Below are 16,488 nucleotides of genomic sequence, written 5' to 3'. Positions count from 1 at the left end.
GTCAAGCCAACGCTTCGATGACGGCCTCAGGGTTCCGTTCGATGACGTTAAGTAGTACCAAGGCAGGGCCGCGCGGTGAGCGATCACCGCGTTCCCAATGTCGCAGCGTGGCAGTCGAAAAGCCGAATCGGGCTGCGAATTGTTCCTGGGTCATTCCGACTTTGGCGCGTACGGCTTTGACGTCAACCTCGCGGGGGCGATGCAGGCGAACGCCGCGTGTATCTCCCTGCGCGTGGGCAATCGCTTCTTGCAAGCCTTGCTTGATGCCGTCGAATGCAGTGCTCATGATCTTGTTTGTCCTTTCCAGATATTCACCAGCAAAGTCACCATGCCGGCTAGCTCGTTGCGTTGGGCCTTAGTCAGATTGGCTTTATCGTTTTTCGCAAAAAGCGTCAGCAAATATAGCGGCATAAGATCATCGTGGTAGTAATAGATGATGCGCGCGCCGCCGCTCTTGCCTTGCCCGCTACGACGCCAGCGCAATTTGCGGACTCCACCGGTGCCCTCCATGATGTCTCCCGCCTTCGGATGCCCGGCCAGGTAGTCAATCAGGTCTTGACGCTCGTTTGGCAGCAATAGTCTGTCGGCAAGACGAATGTAAGAGGGCAGTTCCGCAATGCCATGCATGGTTTGTCGCAAAGTTAATTCTAATCCATTGGATTAGTTCGGCAAGGTCAGACTTCCGGCATCGAGGCCAGGACGCAAGCACGTATATCAACAGCTACAGGCCAATGCGGGGCGGGCGAGCCCTTAAAACCAGACGAAAAGCAGCCCTTACGTACTGGATCATCCATCCAGCAGGTAAGGGCTGCTTTTTTTACGCCAGGATCCGGCGCCCATTCAGAGGCGCCATTGCATATCCCGCTATTCGATGTTCTGTGCCTGTTCCCGCATCTGCTCGATCAGCAGCTTCAGGTCCATGGCGGCGCGGGTGACTTCCATGCTGCCGGCCTTGGAGCCCAGGGTGTTGGCTTCGCGGTTCATTTCCTGGAACAGGAAGTCCAGGCGCTTGCCCGCGCTGCCGGCGTTCTTTTTGCCGGAGGCGGGTTTGCCGCCGCCGTCGCCCAGCAGGTGGCGCAGTTCTTCCAGGTGCGAGCGCAGGCGGGAGAGTTCTTCGGCCACATCGATGCGCAGGGCGAACAGGTTGGCTTCCTGGGACAGGCGTTCGGACAGTTCCGCGCCGGAAATGTGGGTGAAGCCGCCGGGGAAGGCGGATTCCACGCTTTCGCGCAGCTTGGAAGCCAGCTTGTCGCGGTGGTCCGCCAGCAGTTGGGGCAGGTGCGCCTGCACCAGCTCGACGATGCGCGCGACGCCGTCGGCGCATTCGCGCATCATGCCGGCCAGGCGTTCGCCTTCGCGCGCGCGGCCTTCCTGCAGCTGGGTCAGAGCCTGCTGGGCGGCCTGCATGCAGGCGGCGCCCCAGACTTGCGGGTCGAGCGCGTCGTTGGCGCGCTGGCCGGGCCAATTGAACAGTTCCACCAGGCGCGGGGCGGCGATGTCGGGGAGGATGCGGCGCGCGGCCTGCAACTGTTCGGCCAGGCTTTCGAGCCAGGCCGGTTCCAGCTTGGACAGGTCGGTGCTGGCGTTGCGCGTGTAGGAAACGCGGATTTCGACCTTGCCGCGCGCCAGATTGGCGGTCAGCAATTCGCGCAGCGGCGTTTCCACGTGGCGCAATTCGTCGGGCAGGCGGAAGTAGAGGTCAAGGAAGCGGCTGTTGACGCTGCGGAATTCGAGCGCAAGCGTGCCTTGCTCGAGATCTGCGCGGGCGTTGCCGAAAGCGGTCATGCTGCGAATCATGATGTGCGTGTCCTGGTAATGCTTTTTATTGGGAACCGGCGGGTGTGCGCGCCAGCCGGTTTTTCGGCGCGGACCCTTTCATTTGTACCGGTTATATCGCGGCAGGATACTCCAAGCGGCGTTTTCCTGCGGCGCCACCCCGTACAATGCGGCGGATCTAAGCCACGTCTGGAGTTTGCCTGTGACCACTACCCCCGCCATCGCCCGTCCTTCGGGCCGCGCCGTCGACGAACTGCGGCCGTTCAGCCTGGAGCGCGGGTTCACGCGCTACGCCGAAGGTTCGGTGCTGGTGAAGGCCGGCAACACCCATGTGCTGTGCACGGCCAGCGTACTTGAGAAGGTACCGCCTTTTCTGAAGGGCAAGGGGGAAGGCTGGGTAACGGCTGAATACGGCATGTTGCCGCGCGCCACCCATACGCGCGGCGACCGCGAGGCCGCGCGCGGCAAGCAGAGCGGCCGCACCCAGGAAATCCAGCGCCTGATCGGCCGCAGCCTGCGGGCCGTGTTCGACATGAAGGCGCTGGGCGAACGCACGCTGCACCTGGACTGCGACGTGCTGCAGGCCGACGGTGGCACGCGCTGCGCCAGCATTACCGGCGCCTGGGTGGCCGCGGCCGACGCCGTCGCGTTGCTGATGCAGCGCGGCGACCTCGCCGCGAACCCGATCCGCGATGCGGTGGCAGCGGTGTCGGTCGGCTTGGTACAAGGTCGCGCGGTGCTGGACCTGGATTACGAGGAAGACTCGGCCTGCGACGCCGACGTAAACGTGATCATGACCGGCAGCGGCGCATTCGTGGAAGTGCAGGGCACGGGCGAGGGCGCCACCTTCACCCGCGCGGAACTGGACACGATGCTGGTGTTGGCCGAAAGCGGCATCGCCGGCCTGGTGCGGGCGCAGCGCGCGGCGCTGGCCTGATCGGCGCCAAAAGAAACGGGTTGGACGCGCACCCCGCGGCCAACCCGTAGATTCGTCTGCAGGCTTTACTTCGACGCCAGCAGCATTCCCATTTTTTCCGCCTTTTCCAGATTCCAGATCGCGGCGATCAGCCCGCGCAGCTCTTGCTCGGTAGCGGCGTCCGCGTAGCGGCCCAGGCTTAGCGTCTTGTCCTCGATTTCCGCCCGGCTCAGGGTATTGCCCGGATCGCCCTTGGGTTCATCCACGCGGCCATGCAGCTTGCGGCCGTCGCGGGTGTAGACCGTGACCTTGCCGATCCAGCGCTGAGGGTAGGCCCCGTCGACCTCCGGGTCGAGTTCCATTTCGACCTTGCCGCGGAACGTGGCCACGCCCGGATCGTCCAGGCCGGCATCGAATTCCGCCAGGCCTGCGCGGCCCTGGCGGGCGATCAGGGCCAGGACAGTGCCCATCGAGAACTTGGACTGGTGCACGGTCTGCGGATTGACTACCGGCCCCAGCACGTCGATGGCGCCCTGGTGCACGTGGGCCACGACGCGCTCGATGTCGGCTTCGGTCAGCTTGTTGTCGCGCAGCGCTTGCTGTAGCGCGTCGGCAGCGGGGTGGGTGTGGCGGCAGGAAGCGTGGAACTTGAACGAGGTCTCGGCCAGCGCCCAGCGTTCGCCCAAGCGGTCGCACAGGCGACTCGGGTCGGCGTCGGTGGACATGCCGGCCGCCATGCCCTGCGGGCCTTCCAGGATGTGGCGCGCGCCAGTGAAACCTTCGCGCGCCAGATAGGCGGCGGTGATGCCGTCGGCCGCGGCCTTGGCGGTGTGCAGTTGCTTGGAGTCGGCGGCGTCGCGCAGGAACTCCCAGAGGCCCGCAGCCTGCGTGCCGGCCGAGCCCAGCGCGTGCAGCATTTCCTCGGGGGACAGGTTCAGCAGCCGGCCGGTGGTGACGGCGGCGGCCAGCGTGCCTGCGGTGCCGGTGGTGTGGAAGATCTTGTAGTGCGAACGGCCCAGGAATTCGCCGACGCGGATTCCCACTTCGTAGCCCGCAACAGAGGCGACCAGCAGGTCGCGGCCCGAGCGGCCCAGCGCTTGCGCCACGGCCAGCGCAGGCGGGAACACCACGGCGGCGGGGTGGAACACGGAACCGTTGTGCACGTCGTCCTGCTCGACCACGTGGGCGGCCGCCGCGTTGACCATGGCGGCGAACAGCGGCGTGGTGCGGCGGCGGGTGATCAGGACTTCGCTGGGGCCGTCGGCCGGACCCATGGCGGCGGCGTAGCGGTCGATGGCCTGCACCGCGCGCGCCGAAGCGCCCGCCAGAATGGACGCCAGGCAGTCCAGCAACAGGTCCTCGGCGCGGCGCAGCACCGGCGCCGGGATGTCTTCATAGCGCAGGTTGGCGGCGAAGGCCGCGAGTTCGGCGCTCAGGTGCGGGATATCTTTGGCAGCGGTCATTGATGTCGGGGTCCGGTCAGAAGGAGCGGGGCAGGCCCAGGATGTGTTCGGCCACGTAGGACAGGATCAGGTTGGTCGAGATCGGCGCGACCTGATACAGGCGGGTTTCGCGGAACTTGCGCTCCACATCGTATTCCGTGGCGAAGCCGAAGCCGCCGTGGAATTGCAGGCAGGCATTGGCGGCTTCCCAGGACGCGTCGGCAGCCAGCAGCTTGGCCATGTTGGCTTGTGCGCCGCAGGGCTCGTGGGCGTCGAACAGGCGGCAGGCTTCGTAGCGCATCAGGCTGGCCGCTTCGACGTTGATGTGGGCGCGGGCGATGGGGAACTGCACGCCCTGGTTCTGGCCGATGGGGCGGCCGAACACCATGCGCTCCTTGGCGTAGGCGGTGACCTTGTCCACGAACCAGTAGCCGTCGCCAATGCATTCGGCGGCGATCAGGGTGCGTTCGGCGTTCAGGCCGTCCAGGATGTACTTGAAGCCCTTTCCTTCCTCGCCGATCAGGTTCTCCTCGGGGATTTCGAGGTTGTCGAAGAACAGCTCGTTGGTCTCGTGGTTGACCATGTTGGGGATCGGGCGGATCGACATGCCGTGCTTGACGGCATGATGCAGGTCCACCAGGAAGATGGACATGCCTTCGGACTTGCGCGTGACCTGGTCCAGCGGCGTGGTGCGCGCCAGCAGGATCATCAGGTCGGAGTGCTGCACGCGCGAGATCCAGACCTTCTGGCCGTTGATGACGTAGCGGTCGCCGCGCTTGACCGCGGTGGTCTTGATCTTGGTCGTGTCGGTGCCGGTGGTGGGTTCGGTGACGCCCATGGACTGCAGGCGCAGTTCGCCAGCGGCGATGCGCGGCAGGTACTCACGCTTCTGGGCTTCGGAGCCGTGGCGCAGCAGCGTGCCCATGTTGTACATCTGGCCGTGGCAGGCGCCGGAATTGCCGCCGCTGCGGTTGATTTCTTCCATGATGACAGACGCTTCGGTCAGGCCCAGGCCGGAGCCGCCGTATTCCTGCGGGATCAGCGCGGCCAGCCAGCCGGCTTCGGTCAGCGCGCGGACGAAGGCTTCGGGATAGCCGCGTTCTTCATCGACCTTGCGGAAGTATTCGGAGGGGAACTGGGCGCAGAGGTCGCGCACGGCTTCGCGGATGTCCTGATAGGCGTGGGAGGCGTTGGTCATGATGCTGTTTTCTGTATGAGTAATGGATCGGTACACCGTGGAATGTGCCGCATGCCGCCGCCCCTGCCAATTCACAATTGCTTAATACGGGGTTCGGTTTCATGACGGGAGTTTGTCATCCTGGCGCCGGGGTTGTGTCAAGAAATTGCCAAACTGGGTGTCCATAATCCATGCGAACGCCGCCGCTGGCGGCAGGTTTTGTATGGACTGATATGCGGAAAAACATCAGGGTCACGACGGCGTTGTCGGCCATTCTTGCGTTGTTCGTGGTGCTGTTCGCGCTGGCGGCGGCGGGGGCAATCACGGTGCTGCGGGAAAACCGGGCGGACATCGAAGCGCTGGGCCGGGGCAGCATCGAACGGGCTGGCGACCTGGCGGACATGACCAGCCGGCTGTTCCAGGTGCGCGCGGCGCTGACGGATGCCAAGACGGCGATGGAAGGCGGGCTGGAAGAGGCGCGCAACGAGTCGCTGGCGCACGCCGAGGCGCTGCTCAAGCAGGCCGGGGAAAGCCTGGGACGCTTGCGCGCCAATCCCGACATCAGCGCCGAGGGCGTGCCGTTGTTCGATGGCGTATTGGCGGCCTACGCCGCCTTCGCGGACAAGACGCTGGCGCCCATGCATGCGGCGATCAAGGGCTGGAACGGGATCGAGGTGAACCGCCTGGTGGACAAGGCGCTGCCGGCCAGCGGCGCTGCCTACGTCAAGCAGGCCGACGCCTACCAGACCTACGCCCGCGATCAGGGGCAGGCGGCCGTGGCCAGCGCCAGCCTCACGCTGCAGCGGGTGATCGCGGTGGCGGCCGGGGTGCTGGCGCTGGTGCTGCTGTTGGCTGTGCTGATCCGCCTGGCGTTCCGCCGCAGCATCCTGCGGCCGCTGAATGAAGCAGGGGCGCATTTCGACCGCATCGCCGACGGCGACCTCACGGGTGCGATCGCCATGCGCGGCGACAACGAGATCGGCGTCCTGTACAGCGCCATGCGACGCATGCAGAAAGGGCTGTCGGCGGCAGTGGCCTCGGTGCGCCATGGCGTCGAGGAAATCCATACCGGTTCCGGCGAGATCGCCGCGGGCGGGGCGGACATGTCGGACCGTACCGCGCGTCAGGCGGGCTCGCTGCAGGAAGCGTCGGCCAACATGATGCAGCTGGCGCAAACGGTGCAGCTGACCGCCGGCAACGCCGACCTGGCCAGCCGCCAGGCGCTGGGCGCGACCCAACTGGCGCAGCGCGGCGGCGCGGCGGTGGAGGAAGTGGTGCAGAGCATGCAGGGCATCGCCGAAAGCGCCCGCCGCATCGGCGAGATCGTGGGCGTGGTCGACAGCATCGCGTTCCAGACCAATATCCTGGCGCTCAATGCCGCGGTGGAAGCGGCGCGCGCGGGAGAGCAGGGAAAGGGCTTTGCCGTGGTGGCGGGCGAGGTGCGCTCGCTCGCCCAGCGCAGCGCGCAGGCCGCCAAGGAAATCAAGGGCCTGATCGAGGACTCCGCGGCGCGCGTGCAGGCGGGCGTGCGTCAGGTCAGCGTGGCCGGCGACACCATGCGCGACATGATGCAATCGGTGGACCGGGTCACGCAGATCGTGGCCGAGATTTCCAGCGCGACGGCCGAGCAGGCGGCGGGCATCGCCTCGGTGAACCATGCGGTGGCGGACATCGAACGCTCGACGCAGGAGAATGCCGCCATGGTGGAGCAGACCGCGGCCGCTGCCGCCGCGCTGGAAGCCCAGGCGCAAGGTCTGCGCCGGGCCGTGGCGGTGTTCCAGATCGCCCAGCCGGCCGATGGCGCGGCCGGGCAGGGTTCAGCTATCCAGCTGCGGCAGGATGCCGCCGGTGTAGCGCTCGGCCACCAGCGACAGGTTCCCGTGCTTGACCTTGTGCTTGACGTGAGCGGCGGCCGACGCGATGTCCTCAGGGCGGATGCGCTCGCATAGCGATGGCGTGACGGTGAGGGCGCCCACGCCCAGCGTCACGAAGGGAAAGAAGCGCGGCACGCCGTAGCGGTCCTCGGCCTCGATCCCGCCGTTGCGGCGGCCCTGGTCGTCGTACAGGTCCATGGCGCGGTCGTTGAATTCCGCGATGATGCGCTGGGCGCGCGCCATCCAGTCGGGGCTGCGCAACAGCACCACGAAGTCATCGCCGCCCACATGGCCGACGAAGTCGCGCTGCGGATCGCAGTGGCGCTTGATGACTTCGGCGGTCAACATGATCATGTCGTCGCCGCGCCAATAGCCATAGACGTCGTTGAAGGGCTTGAAGTTGTTCAGGTCGCCATAGCAGATGGTGAAGTCGTCGGCGTCTTCGAGCAGCGTGGCGATGTGGCGGCTGATGGGGATGTTGCCAGGCAGCGAGGTCAGCGGATTGGCGTAGCGCGCCGCCTCGATGCGCATCTCGGTGACCGAGCGCACCAAGGTTTCGCCGGTGGCCAGGCCGTCGTAGCGGCCTTCGCGCGTGATGATCAGGCCGTCCATCAGATAGCGCTGGTCTTCCGAGATCAGCACGTGGCTCAACTGGTCGATGGATACGTTCAGGTCCACCAGCACCGGTTCGGCATTCATGAAGGTGGAGCAGGCGTCCCGCCCGAACAGCTCGCGCGTGTAGCGCTGGGCGTAATGTTCCGAGAAATCGCGCCGGTTGATGATGCCGACCGGCCGGTTGTCGTCGTCGATCACCGCCACCGCGTGCATTTCCTTGTGTTCGATGAACAGCCGGTGCACGTCGTCATTGGTGTGTCCGGTCAGCCGTACCGCCGGCGCTTCGACGCGCAGGCTGGCCGCCGTGCCGCCGACGCCGCGGGCGGGCGTTGCGGCCGGCGCGCGTTGGCGCAGCGAATCGCGCAGCGGCGGCGCCAGCTCGGTCAGCAGCATTTCCTCCGGCCGGCCCAGCAGCCAGCCTTGCGCGTAGCGGATGTCCAGCTCGCGCACCACGGCCAGGTCCTCGGCGGTCTCGATGCCTTCGGCAACGATGGTGGTGCCCAGGTGCTGCGCCACTTTCAGGATGGCGCGCACCATGTTCTGCTTGCGCTCGTCCTGGCCGATGCCGTCGAAGAAATAGCGGTCGATCTTGACCAGGTCCGGCTGCATCTCGGCCCAGAGCTGCAGATTGGAGTTGCCCACGCCGTAGTCGTCCAGCGCGACACGCATGCCATGCGCCCGCAGGCAGGCAAATGCGCTGGACAGCTCCGCCATGTGCTCGGACAGCGGATCCTGCTCGGTGAGTTCGACGATGATGCTGGAAGGCGCGAGCGAACAATTCTTGAGCAGGCGCTCGGGCATTTCCTCGCCCCACAGGGTCCAGTAGTGCAGCAGCGCCGAACCGGACAGGTTCAGGAACAGCATGCCGGAGGCGTCGTGCTGGTGAAAGCCCTGCGCACCGGCGCGGAAGCTCGCCAGCTCCAGCTGCGGATGCAGGCCCTGGCGGCGGGCCTCGGCGAACAAGGCGTCGGGAAAGTGCAGGGCGGTGTCGACGGGGCCGCGGATCAGGCTTTCATGGCCGTAGATGCGGCTGTGCGAAAGATCGACCACGGGCTGGAAGCGTGGGCGCAGCAGCCGTTCCCGCAGGATGCCAGCCAGGCTCACGTGCGCTGACGCGCTGTCCAGGGGGGATGAGGGCGCGCGGGCCGCTACCGGCCGGGGCAAAGCGTGAATGGGGTCCATCGCCGGTGCGTTCAGATACTATCAGTGACAAGTTTGATCATATTGACAACAAAATATGTCCGCGTTGTTTCGTCGATGGCAGGCGCGCCATATTCAATTAGGGTCAGTATCACTGTCAACCCTGGAGCGAGGTATATCCTTTCGCCTCGCGGGGGCATGCCGCCCGCGGGCGGCGGATGGGGCCCGCGCCCTATACAATTTGCCCCATGACTGCTCCCAAGATTCCCGATTCCCTGCGCCGCGTGGTGCTCGCCTCCAACAATGCCGGCAAGCTGCGCGAGTTTTCCGCGCTGTTCGCGCCCCTGGGCATCGAGCTTGTGCCCCAGGGCGAACTGGGCGTGCCCGAGGCCGAAGAGCCGCACGTGACGTTCGTCGAGAACGCGCTGGCCAAGGCTCGCCATGCCAGCCGCCTGACGGGACTGCCGGCCCTGGCCGACGATTCCGGCCTGTGCGTCGCGGCGCTGGATGGCGCGCCTGGCGTGTATTCGGCGCGCTATGCCAAGATGCTGGGCGGCGAAAAATCCGATCAGGCCAACAACGAACTGCTGGTGCGCAATCTTGCCGGCGTGGCCGACCGCAGCGCCTGGTACGTGGCGGTGCTGGCGCTGGTGCGTTCCGAGAACGATCCGCGGCCCCTGATAGGCGAAGGCCTGTGGCATGGCGAGATCATCGACCAGCCCGAAGGCGCCAACGGCTTTGGCTACGATCCGCATTTCTACCTGCCCGACCAGGCCCTGACCGCCGCCGCCCTGGAGCCCGAGGAAAAGAACCGGCTGAGCCATCGCGCCCGCGCCCTGCGCGAACTGTTGAGCAAGCTGAGCCAGGCTTGACTAGGGCGCCGCGTGGCGCCCGGTTCAGGAATTACGCATGTCCATCATCATTCCCATCCGCAACGACATGGGCGCGCAACCGTCGCGCCTGAAGCTGCCGGCCGGCGCCACGCTGACCAGCCTGCCGCCGCTGTCCGTCTATGTGCACGTGCCGTGGTGCGTGCGCAAATGTCCCTATTGCGACTTCAATTCCCACGCGGCGCCGGGCGAAATCCCGGAACGCGCCTATCTGGATGCCCTGCGCAGCGATCTGGAGCAGGCGCTGCCTTCGATCTGGGGGCGGCAGGTGGTATCCGTCTTCATCGGCGGAGGCACGCCCAGCCTGCTGTCGTCCGAAGGACTGGACGAACTGCTGGCGATGCTGCGCGCCTGTCTGAACCTGTGGCCCGACGCCGAAATCACCATGGAAGCCAATCCCGGCACGGCCGAAGCCGGGCGTTTCCGCGACTACGCCGCCAGCGGCGTGACGCGGTTTTCGCTGGGGATCCAGAGTTTCGACGATGCGCAGCTGAAGAAGCTGGGCCGCATCCATGACAGCGCGCAGGCGAGGGCGGCGATCGAGATGGCGCAGCGTGCGGTCTCGCGCGTCAACCTGGACATGATGTTCGCCTTGCCCGGCCAGACCCTGGAGGCCTGTGTGGCCGATCTGCGGCAGGCCGTGGCTTTTGGCACCGAGCACCTGTCGCTCTATCACCTGACGATGGAGCCCAATACCGTCTTCGCCAAGTTCCCCCCCCAGGACCTGCCCGACGACGACACCAGCGCCGCCATGCAGGACGCGGTGGAGGCCGAGCTGGCGGCGGCCGGCCTTGCCCGCTATGAGGTTTCCGCCTACGCGAAGCCCGGCGCGCGCTGCCGGCACAATCTGAATTACTGGGAATTTGGCGATTACCTGGGCCTGGGCCCGGGGGCGCACGGCAAGCTGTCCTTCCATGACCGCATCGTGCGCGAAGCGCGGCTGCGCGGGCCCGACTCGTGGATGCAGGCCGCCATGGCCCGCGACGGCAGCCACATCGCCGAAAGCCGCCAGGTCGGGCCGGACGAACTGCCGTTCGAGTTCATGCTGAACGCCCTGCGCCTGAAGGACGGCGTAGCCGCCACCGCGTTCAACGAGCGTACCGGCCTGTCGCTGGCCGCCATTGCGCACCAATTGGAGGCGGCCTCCAAGCGCGGGCTGTTGGACGCCGATCCGACCCGGCTGCGGGCGACTCCATTGGGCTGGAGATTCCTCAACGACCTGCAGGAAATGTTCCTGTAGCGTTCATGCACCATAGTGGGGCAATCATGCTCCACTATTTGCACCATGATGGTGCTACATTTTCCCATGATCGAGCCGATTTCCCCGGGGAATCCCGGAGAGGAAACCTGGCACGCTTATTGCTTCCCTCTTTTATGCCAGTCGACGGGCAAAGCCCTCGACCTTTTTATCTAATGGAGATGACATGGCAAGCCCGAAAGATGTCCTGAAACAGATCGCCGACAACGAAGTCAAATTCGTGGATTTCCGCTTTACCGATACGATTGGCCGTGAGCACCACATTTCGGTGCCGATCAGCCAGATCGACGAAGACAAGCTGGAAAGCGGGCAGGCCTTCGACGGTTCGTCGATCCCGGGCTGGAAGGGCATCGAAGCCTCCGACATGCTGCTCATCCCCGACCTGTCCACCGCCAACCTGGATCCGTTCCGCGAAGAGCCGACCATGATCCTGTCGTGCGACGTGGTCGAACCTTCCGACCTGAAGGGCTACGACCGCGACCCGCGCTCGCTGGCCAAGCGCGCCGAAGCCTACCTGAAGTCCTCCGGCCTGGGCGACACCGCCTACTTCGGTCCGGAACCCGAATTCTTCGTCTTCGACGGCGTGACCTGGAACAGCGACATGTCCGGCACCTTCGTCAAGATCAAGTCCGAAGAAGCCCCCTGGTCCTCGGGCCTGGAATTCGAAGGCGGCAACACCGGCCACCGTCCCACCGTCAAGGGCGGCTACTTCCCCGTGCCCCCGGTCGACTCGTTCCAGGACATGCGCTCGGAAATGTGCCTGCTGATGGAACAGATGGGCGTGCCGGTCGAAGTGCACCACCATGAAGTGGCCGGCGCCGGCCAGCTCGAAATCGGCACCAAGTTCAGCACGCTGGTGCAGCGCGCCGACTGGACGCAGATCGTCAAGTACGTGATCCACAACGTGGCCCACGCCTACGGCAAGACCGCCACGTTCATGCCCAAGCCCATCGTCGGCGACAACGGCTCCGGCATGCACGTCCACCAGTCCATCTGGAAGGACGGCCAGAACCTGTTCGCGGGCAACGGCTACGCCGGCCTGTCGGAATTCGCGCTGTACTACATCGGCGGCATCATCAAGCACGCCCGCGCGCTGAACGCCATCACCAACCCCGGTACCAACTCGTACAAGCGCCTGGTTCCGCACTACGAAGCGCCCGTGAAGCTGGCTTACTCGGCCCGCAACCGTTCGGCCTCGATCCGTATTCCGTACGTCGGCAACCCGAAGGGCCGCCGCGTCGAAGCCCGCTTCCCGGACCCCCTGGCCAACCCGTACCTGGCTTTCTCGGCCCTGATGATGGCCGGCCTGGACGGCGTGCAGAACAAGATTCACCCCGGCGATCCCGCCGACAAGAACCTGTACGACCTGCCGCCGGAAGAAGACGCCAAGATCCCGACGGTCTGCGCCTCGCTGGAACAGGCTCTGGAAGCGCTGGACAACGACCGCGAGTTCCTGACCCGCGGAGGCGTGTTCAGCAACGACATGCTCACGGCCTACATCGACCTGAAGATGGCCGATGTGAACCGTCTGCGCATGACGCCGCACCCGGTCGAGTTCGACATGTACTACAGCCTCTAATGTCCTGAGGCAGTAGCTGGAGGTGGCGCGATGATGCAGGCAGAAACCAGGGCCCGCAGCACGCGCACCGCCAGATCGCGGTTCGACGTGCTGTCCATCAGGCCTTACGCCTGGTGGACAGGGCGCCGGCTTCCGGCGCGGCCGTCGCGTTCCGCCGTCCCCTCACATTCGGGTATGTAGAAAATGAATGTAGAAGCTCTCGATTTGCTAGCCACGTCCGTTTTCCTGGTCAACGAGCGCGGTCATATCGAATACGCCAATGCGGCCGCTGAAGATCTGTTCGGCCGCTCGCGCAAGCAACTGGGCGGGCAATCCGCCGCCACGCTGTTCGACAGTCCGGAAAACATCCAATCCTCCATCGACCGCGCAGCCGCAGGGCGCTATGCCGACGTCAGGCAACTGGCCTCGTTGCGCCGCGCCGCGGAATCCGTGGAAGTCTCCGTGACGACGGTCGGACTGACGGGCCAGCGCTGGCCCGTGCTGATAGAAACCCGCGAGATCGAGCAGCGCGTGCTGGCCGACCGCAACCACCGCCTGGTTGACGAGATCGAAGCCCACCGCGAACTGCTGCGCAATCTGGCGCATGAAGTCAAGAATCCCCTGGGCGGCCTGCGCGGCGCCGCGCAATTGCTCGAAGCCGAACTGCCCAGCGCGGCACTGGCCGAGTACACCCAGGTCATCATTTCCGAAGCCGACCGCCTGCAGGCGCTGGTGGACCGCCTGAGCGGCCCGCAACGTGTGCCGCTGAACGCGCGGCCGGTGAACATCCATGAGATCTGCGAACGCGTCTGCGCGCTGATCCAGGCCGAATTCCGCAATGACGTCACGCTGCTGCGCGACTACGACGCCTCGGTGCCGGACCTGAAGGGCGACGCCGCCCGTCTGATGCAGGCCGTCCTGAATGTGGCGCGCAACGCCGCGCAGGAACTGGTGGCGCGGCCCCAGGGACCGCAGACCGAACCCGGCGTGGTCACGCTGCGCACGCGCGTCGCGCGGCAGGTGATGCTGGCCCACCGCCAGCATCGTCTGGCGCTGGTGCTGTCCATTACTGACAACGGTCCCGGCGTGCCGGATCAGATCCGCGACCGCATCTTCCATCCGCTGGTCACGGCGCGGGCGGGAGGCACCGGCCTGGGCTTGAGCCTGGCGCAGGACTTCGTGCAACAGCACGGCGGCATCATCGAATTTGAATCCCGGCCCGGCCGCACCGAATTCCGCCTGGTCCTACCGATGGAGCCTGCACACTGATGAAACCCGTATGGATCGTCGATGATGACCAGGCCATCCGCTGGGTCCTGGAAAAAGCCCTGGCGCGCGCCGGTGTGCCCACCCGCAGTTTTTCGCAATCGGCCGACGTGCTGGAAGCGCTGTCGCACGAAGCGCCCGCCGCGTTGGTGTCCGACATCCGCATGCCAGGCGGCAACGGCCTGGAGCTGCTGCGCCAGTTGAAGGAACGCAACCCCGGCCTGCCGGTCATCGTCATGACCGCGTTCGCCGACCTGGACAGCACCGTTTCCGCCTTTCAGGGCGGGGCGTTCGATTACCTGGCCAAGCCGTTCGACGTGAACGAGGCGGTGGCGCTGATCCAGCGCGCCATGCAGGAATCCGCCGAGCCTGAAAGCCCCGAAGGGCAGGGCGAATCGGCGCAGAACAACGAGCGCTGGATGATGACGCAGTCCTCGTCCACCGCCATGCAGGAAGTGTTCCGCGCAATCGGCCGGCTGGCGCAGTCCAAGGTCACCGTGCTGATCACCGGCGAATCCGGCACCGGCAAGGAGCTGGTGGCGCGCGCTTTGCACGGCCATGGCGTGCGCGCCGGCGGGCCCTTCGTGGCGCTGAACGCGGCGGCCATTCCGCGCGATTTGCTGGAGGCCGAGCTGTTCGGCCACGAACGTGGCGCGTTCACGGGCGCCAACAACCTGCGTCGCGGCCGCTTCGAGGAAGCGCATGGCGGCACGCTGTTCCTGGACGAAATCGGCGACATGCCGATCGAGTTGCAGACGCGCCTGTTGCGCGTGCTGGCAGAAGGCAGCTTCTACCGCGTCGGCGGCGCGCAGCCGGTGCGCGTCGACGTACGCATCGTCGCCGCCACCCATCAACCGCTGGAACAGCGCGTGGAGCAGGGCCTGTTCCGCGAGGACTTGTTCCACCGCCTGAACGTGATCCGTCTGCGCCTGCCGCCGTTGCGCGAACGGGTGGAGGACATTCCGGCGCTGGCCGGCCACTTCCTGACCGCCAGCGCCCGTGCGCTGGGAGTGCCGGTCAAGCGCCTGACGCCGGAAGCGCTTGCCGTGCTGTCCAAGTTCGATTTTCCGGGCAACGTGCGCCAGCTGGAGAACTTTTGCCATTGGCTGACCGTGATGGCGCCCGGCCAGACGGTCGAGCCGGCGGACCTGCCGCCGGAAATCCGCGCCATGGAGCACCAGCCGCAGCCGAGTCCCGCGCCGTTGCGTCCGGCCGTGCCCATGGCCGGCGTGGGCACCGTGGTTCCGACCTCGGCGCCCATGGAAGCGGGCTCTCCACGCAACTGGCAGGACTCCCTGCTGCGCGACGCGCAGTACCGGCTGGAACGTGGCGAACCGGCGGTCATGGCCACGCTCACGCGCCAGTTCGAGAAGATCCTGCTGCAAAGCGCGCTGGACGCCAGCCGCGGCCGCCGGGTCGAGGCCGCCAGCCGCCTGGGCATTGGCCGCAACACCATCACGCGCAAGCTGCGCGAGTTGGGCATCGAGGACGAATAAGGCGCGCGGCCGCGCGCCTTATCCCATCCCCAACAGGCTCTCGCAGAGGCGCGGCGACTTCAGCTTCTGCAGCCACCATTTCAGGGCTTCGCCCGGCGGCTCCGAGCGCCAGGCGTACGTCAGGTGTTCCGTCAGGGACATGCCTTCGTCCGTTTCGCACACCACCAGCAAGCCTTGCGCCAGATACGGCGCGGCCAGGGTCAGGGGCAAGTAGCCGCAGCCCAGGCCGCGCACCTGGGCGTCTATCTTGGCCTGCATGGTAGGCATGACCAGGGTGGGCTGTTCGGCCAGGATGCCGCGCGTCTGCGGCGCCAGGTTACGCGACGTGTCCGCCACCACCACCGCGCAATAACGCGTGATGTCGGCGCGGCTCAAGGGCTGCGGCAGCGAAGCAAGCGGATGGTGCGAGGCCACGCAGAAGCCGAATTGGGATTGGCCCATGGCTTGCGAGCGATAGGGGCCGGTCGGCTCGCCCGCCGCGCCCGCGCCGATGACCAGGTCGGCCCTTCCTGAGGTCAGGGCGTCCCAGTTGCCGCTCAATACCTCGCTGGAAAAGCGCAGCGTGGTGGCGCTACCCAGCGCCTGGAACTCCTCGATCAGGTCGTACAGCGGCCGCCACGGCAGCACCGCGCTGACCGCGATGCGCAACTCCACCTCCCAGCCCGTGGCAATGCGCTTGACGCGGCAGGCCAGGTCGTCCAGCGATTGCAAGACATGGCGGCCTTCCTTCAGCAGCGTTTCGCCCGCTGGCGTCAGCAGCGCGCGGTGTCCGGATCGGTCGAACAACAGCACGTCCAGGCCGTCTTCCAGCTTGCGGATGGAGTAGGTGACGGCCGAAGGCACCTTGCCCAGTTCGCGGGCGGCCTTGGCAAAGCTGCCGTGGCGGGCGATGGCGTCCACCAGGATCAGAAGTTCGGGGGTGATGGCTTGCATGGTCGGGGGCTTGGCACCAATGTTCAAAAAATTTGAATGGCTTCGTCAAAATATAGCGCCAAACAGGCCAGGCTGCACGCGCACAATATCACTCATGCCGGTGGTGCAGCGGGTTCTCGGGAAATGAGGGCCAGGCTGCACAACCAT

The 16,488-nt window shown here is 66.0% G+C and carries 13 protein-coding genes and 1 pseudogene; 7 read left to right on the top strand and 7 right to left on the bottom strand.

What is annotated here, in order from left to right:
* Position 1: 1 nt before the first annotated feature.
* From IB257_RS04330 to IB257_RS04320, 3 genes are all read right to left on the bottom strand, one after another.
* On the bottom strand, positions 2–286 hold the full coding sequence (locus IB257_RS04330) for a DNA-binding transcriptional regulator (RefSeq protein WP_082400972.1): 285 nt from the start codon (positions 284–286) through the stop codon (positions 2–4).
* Positions 283–627 (bottom strand): type II toxin-antitoxin system RelE/ParE family toxin, encoded by a 345-nt coding sequence (locus IB257_RS04325; RefSeq protein WP_175160446.1) that lies wholly within the window; start codon positions 625–627, stop codon positions 283–285. The genes IB257_RS04330 and IB257_RS04325 overlap by 4 nt, the downstream gene beginning before the upstream one ends.
* 237 nt (positions 628–864) lie before the next feature.
* Entirely contained in the window at positions 865–1,797 is a 933-nt protein-coding gene (locus IB257_RS04320) for a YicC/YloC family endoribonuclease (protein WP_119451588.1), read from the bottom strand.
* Between the two features lie 181 nt (positions 1,798–1,978).
* On the opposite strand from IB257_RS04320, the gene rph reads away from it, so the two are divergent.
* A complete protein-coding gene (gene rph, locus IB257_RS04315; RefSeq protein ID WP_054454085.1) occupies positions 1,979–2,713 on the top strand; it encodes a ribonuclease PH in 735 nt (244 codons plus the stop codon).
* 65 nt (positions 2,714–2,778) lie between these two features.
* Here the strand turns inward: rph and IB257_RS04310 are convergent, their stop codons facing one another.
* Complete coding sequence (locus IB257_RS04310) at positions 2,779–4,155, bottom strand: MmgE/PrpD family protein (RefSeq protein ID WP_175213449.1); 1,377 nt, start codon at positions 4,153–4,155, stop codon at positions 2,779–2,781.
* A gap of 16 nt (positions 4,156–4,171) precedes the next feature.
* On the bottom strand, positions 4,172–5,332 hold the full coding sequence (locus IB257_RS04305) for an acyl-CoA dehydrogenase family protein (protein ID WP_054454089.1): 1,161 nt from the start codon (positions 5,330–5,332) through the stop codon (positions 4,172–4,174).
* A gap of 170 nt (positions 5,333–5,502) precedes the next feature.
* Between IB257_RS04305 and IB257_RS04300 the strand changes: the two are divergent.
* Positions 5,503–6,978, top strand: a pseudogene (locus IB257_RS04300) (methyl-accepting chemotaxis protein); the annotation flags it as partial.
* Positions 6,979–7,128: 150 nt separating this feature from the next.
* Here the strand turns inward: IB257_RS04300 and IB257_RS04295 are convergent.
* Positions 7,129–8,982: an EAL domain-containing protein gene (locus IB257_RS04295; RefSeq protein WP_225588736.1), complete on the bottom strand. Its 1,854-nt coding sequence runs from the start codon at positions 8,980–8,982 to the stop codon at positions 7,129–7,131.
* A gap of 206 nt (positions 8,983–9,188) precedes the next feature.
* On the opposite strand from IB257_RS04295, the gene rdgB reads away from it, so the two are divergent.
* The 5 genes from rdgB (at position 9,189) to ntrC (ending at position 15,408) form a co-directional block, all read left to right on the top strand.
* Positions 9,189–9,812 (top strand): RdgB/HAM1 family non-canonical purine NTP pyrophosphatase, encoded by a 624-nt coding sequence (gene rdgB / locus IB257_RS04290; RefSeq protein WP_054454093.1) that lies wholly within the window; start codon positions 9,189–9,191, stop codon positions 9,810–9,812.
* 37 nt (positions 9,813–9,849) lie between these two features.
* Complete coding sequence (hemW, locus tag IB257_RS04285) at positions 9,850–11,070, top strand: radical SAM family heme chaperone HemW (RefSeq protein ID WP_192327981.1); 1,221 nt, start codon at positions 9,850–9,852, stop codon at positions 11,068–11,070.
* Between the two features lie 184 nt (positions 11,071–11,254).
* A complete protein-coding gene (gene glnA / locus IB257_RS04280; RefSeq protein ID WP_054454097.1) occupies positions 11,255–12,667 on the top strand; it encodes a type I glutamate--ammonia ligase in 1,413 nt (470 codons plus the stop codon).
* A 183-nt stretch (positions 12,668–12,850) separates the two neighbouring features.
* Positions 12,851–13,915, top strand: a complete 1,065-nt coding sequence (gene glnL / locus IB257_RS04275; RefSeq protein ID WP_054454100.1) for a nitrogen regulation protein NR(II) — start codon at positions 12,851–12,853, stop codon at positions 13,913–13,915.
* Positions 13,915–15,408, top strand: coding sequence for a nitrogen regulation protein NR(I) (ntrC, locus tag IB257_RS04270; protein ID WP_192491913.1), 1,494 nt, complete (start codon positions 13,915–13,917; stop codon positions 15,406–15,408). The genes glnL and ntrC overlap by 1 nt, the downstream gene beginning before the upstream one ends.
* 18 nt (positions 15,409–15,426) lie before the next feature.
* Here ntrC and IB257_RS04265 read toward each other — a convergent pair whose 3' ends face one another.
* A complete protein-coding gene (locus IB257_RS04265) occupies positions 15,427–16,341 on the bottom strand; it encodes a LysR family transcriptional regulator (protein WP_054454104.1) in 915 nt (304 codons plus the stop codon).
* Between the last annotated feature and the right edge of the window lie 147 nt (positions 16,342–16,488).

The sequence above is a fragment of the Achromobacter sp. ACM03 genome (assembly GCF_014851665.1).
Taxonomy (GTDB): Bacteria; Pseudomonadota; Gammaproteobacteria; order Burkholderiales; family Burkholderiaceae_B; genus Achromobacter; species Achromobacter aegrifaciens.
This window is presented reverse-complemented; position numbering and strand designations above follow the sequence as displayed.

Excerpts from the sequence above, each read along its gene's own strand:
- glnA (WP_054454097.1), top strand. The coding sequence starts at position 11,255 with ATGGCAAGCCCGAAAGATGTCCTGAAACAGATCGCCGACAACGAAGTC.
- IB257_RS04265 (WP_054454104.1), bottom strand. The coding sequence starts at position 16,341 with ATGCAAGCCATCACCCCCGAACTTCTGATCCTGGTGGACGCCATCGCC.
- IB257_RS04295 (WP_225588736.1), bottom strand. The coding sequence starts at position 8,982 with ATGGACCCCATTCACGCTTTGCCCCGGCCGGTAGCGGCCCGCGCGCCC.
- glnL (WP_054454100.1), top strand. The coding sequence starts at position 12,851 with ATGAATGTAGAAGCTCTCGATTTGCTAGCCACGTCCGTTTTCCTGGTC.
- hemW (WP_192327981.1), top strand. The coding sequence starts at position 9,850 with ATGTCCATCATCATTCCCATCCGCAACGACATGGGCGCGCAACCGTCG.
- rdgB (WP_054454093.1), top strand. The coding sequence starts at position 9,189 with ATGACTGCTCCCAAGATTCCCGATTCCCTGCGCCGCGTGGTGCTCGCC.
- IB257_RS04325 (WP_175160446.1), bottom strand. The coding sequence starts at position 627 with ATGCATGGCATTGCGGAACTGCCCTCTTACATTCGTCTTGCCGACAGA.
- ntrC (WP_192491913.1), top strand. The coding sequence starts at position 13,915 with ATGAAACCCGTATGGATCGTCGATGATGACCAGGCCATCCGCTGGGTC.
- IB257_RS04330 (WP_082400972.1), bottom strand. The coding sequence starts at position 286 with ATGAGCACTGCATTCGACGGCATCAAGCAAGGCTTGCAAGAAGCGATT.
- IB257_RS04310 (WP_175213449.1), bottom strand. The coding sequence starts at position 4,155 with ATGACCGCTGCCAAAGATATCCCGCACCTGAGCGCCGAACTCGCGGCC.
- IB257_RS04305 (WP_054454089.1), bottom strand. The coding sequence starts at position 5,332 with ATGACCAACGCCTCCCACGCCTATCAGGACATCCGCGAAGCCGTGCGC.
- IB257_RS04320 (WP_119451588.1), bottom strand. The coding sequence starts at position 1,797 with ATGATTCGCAGCATGACCGCTTTCGGCAACGCCCGCGCAGATCTCGAG.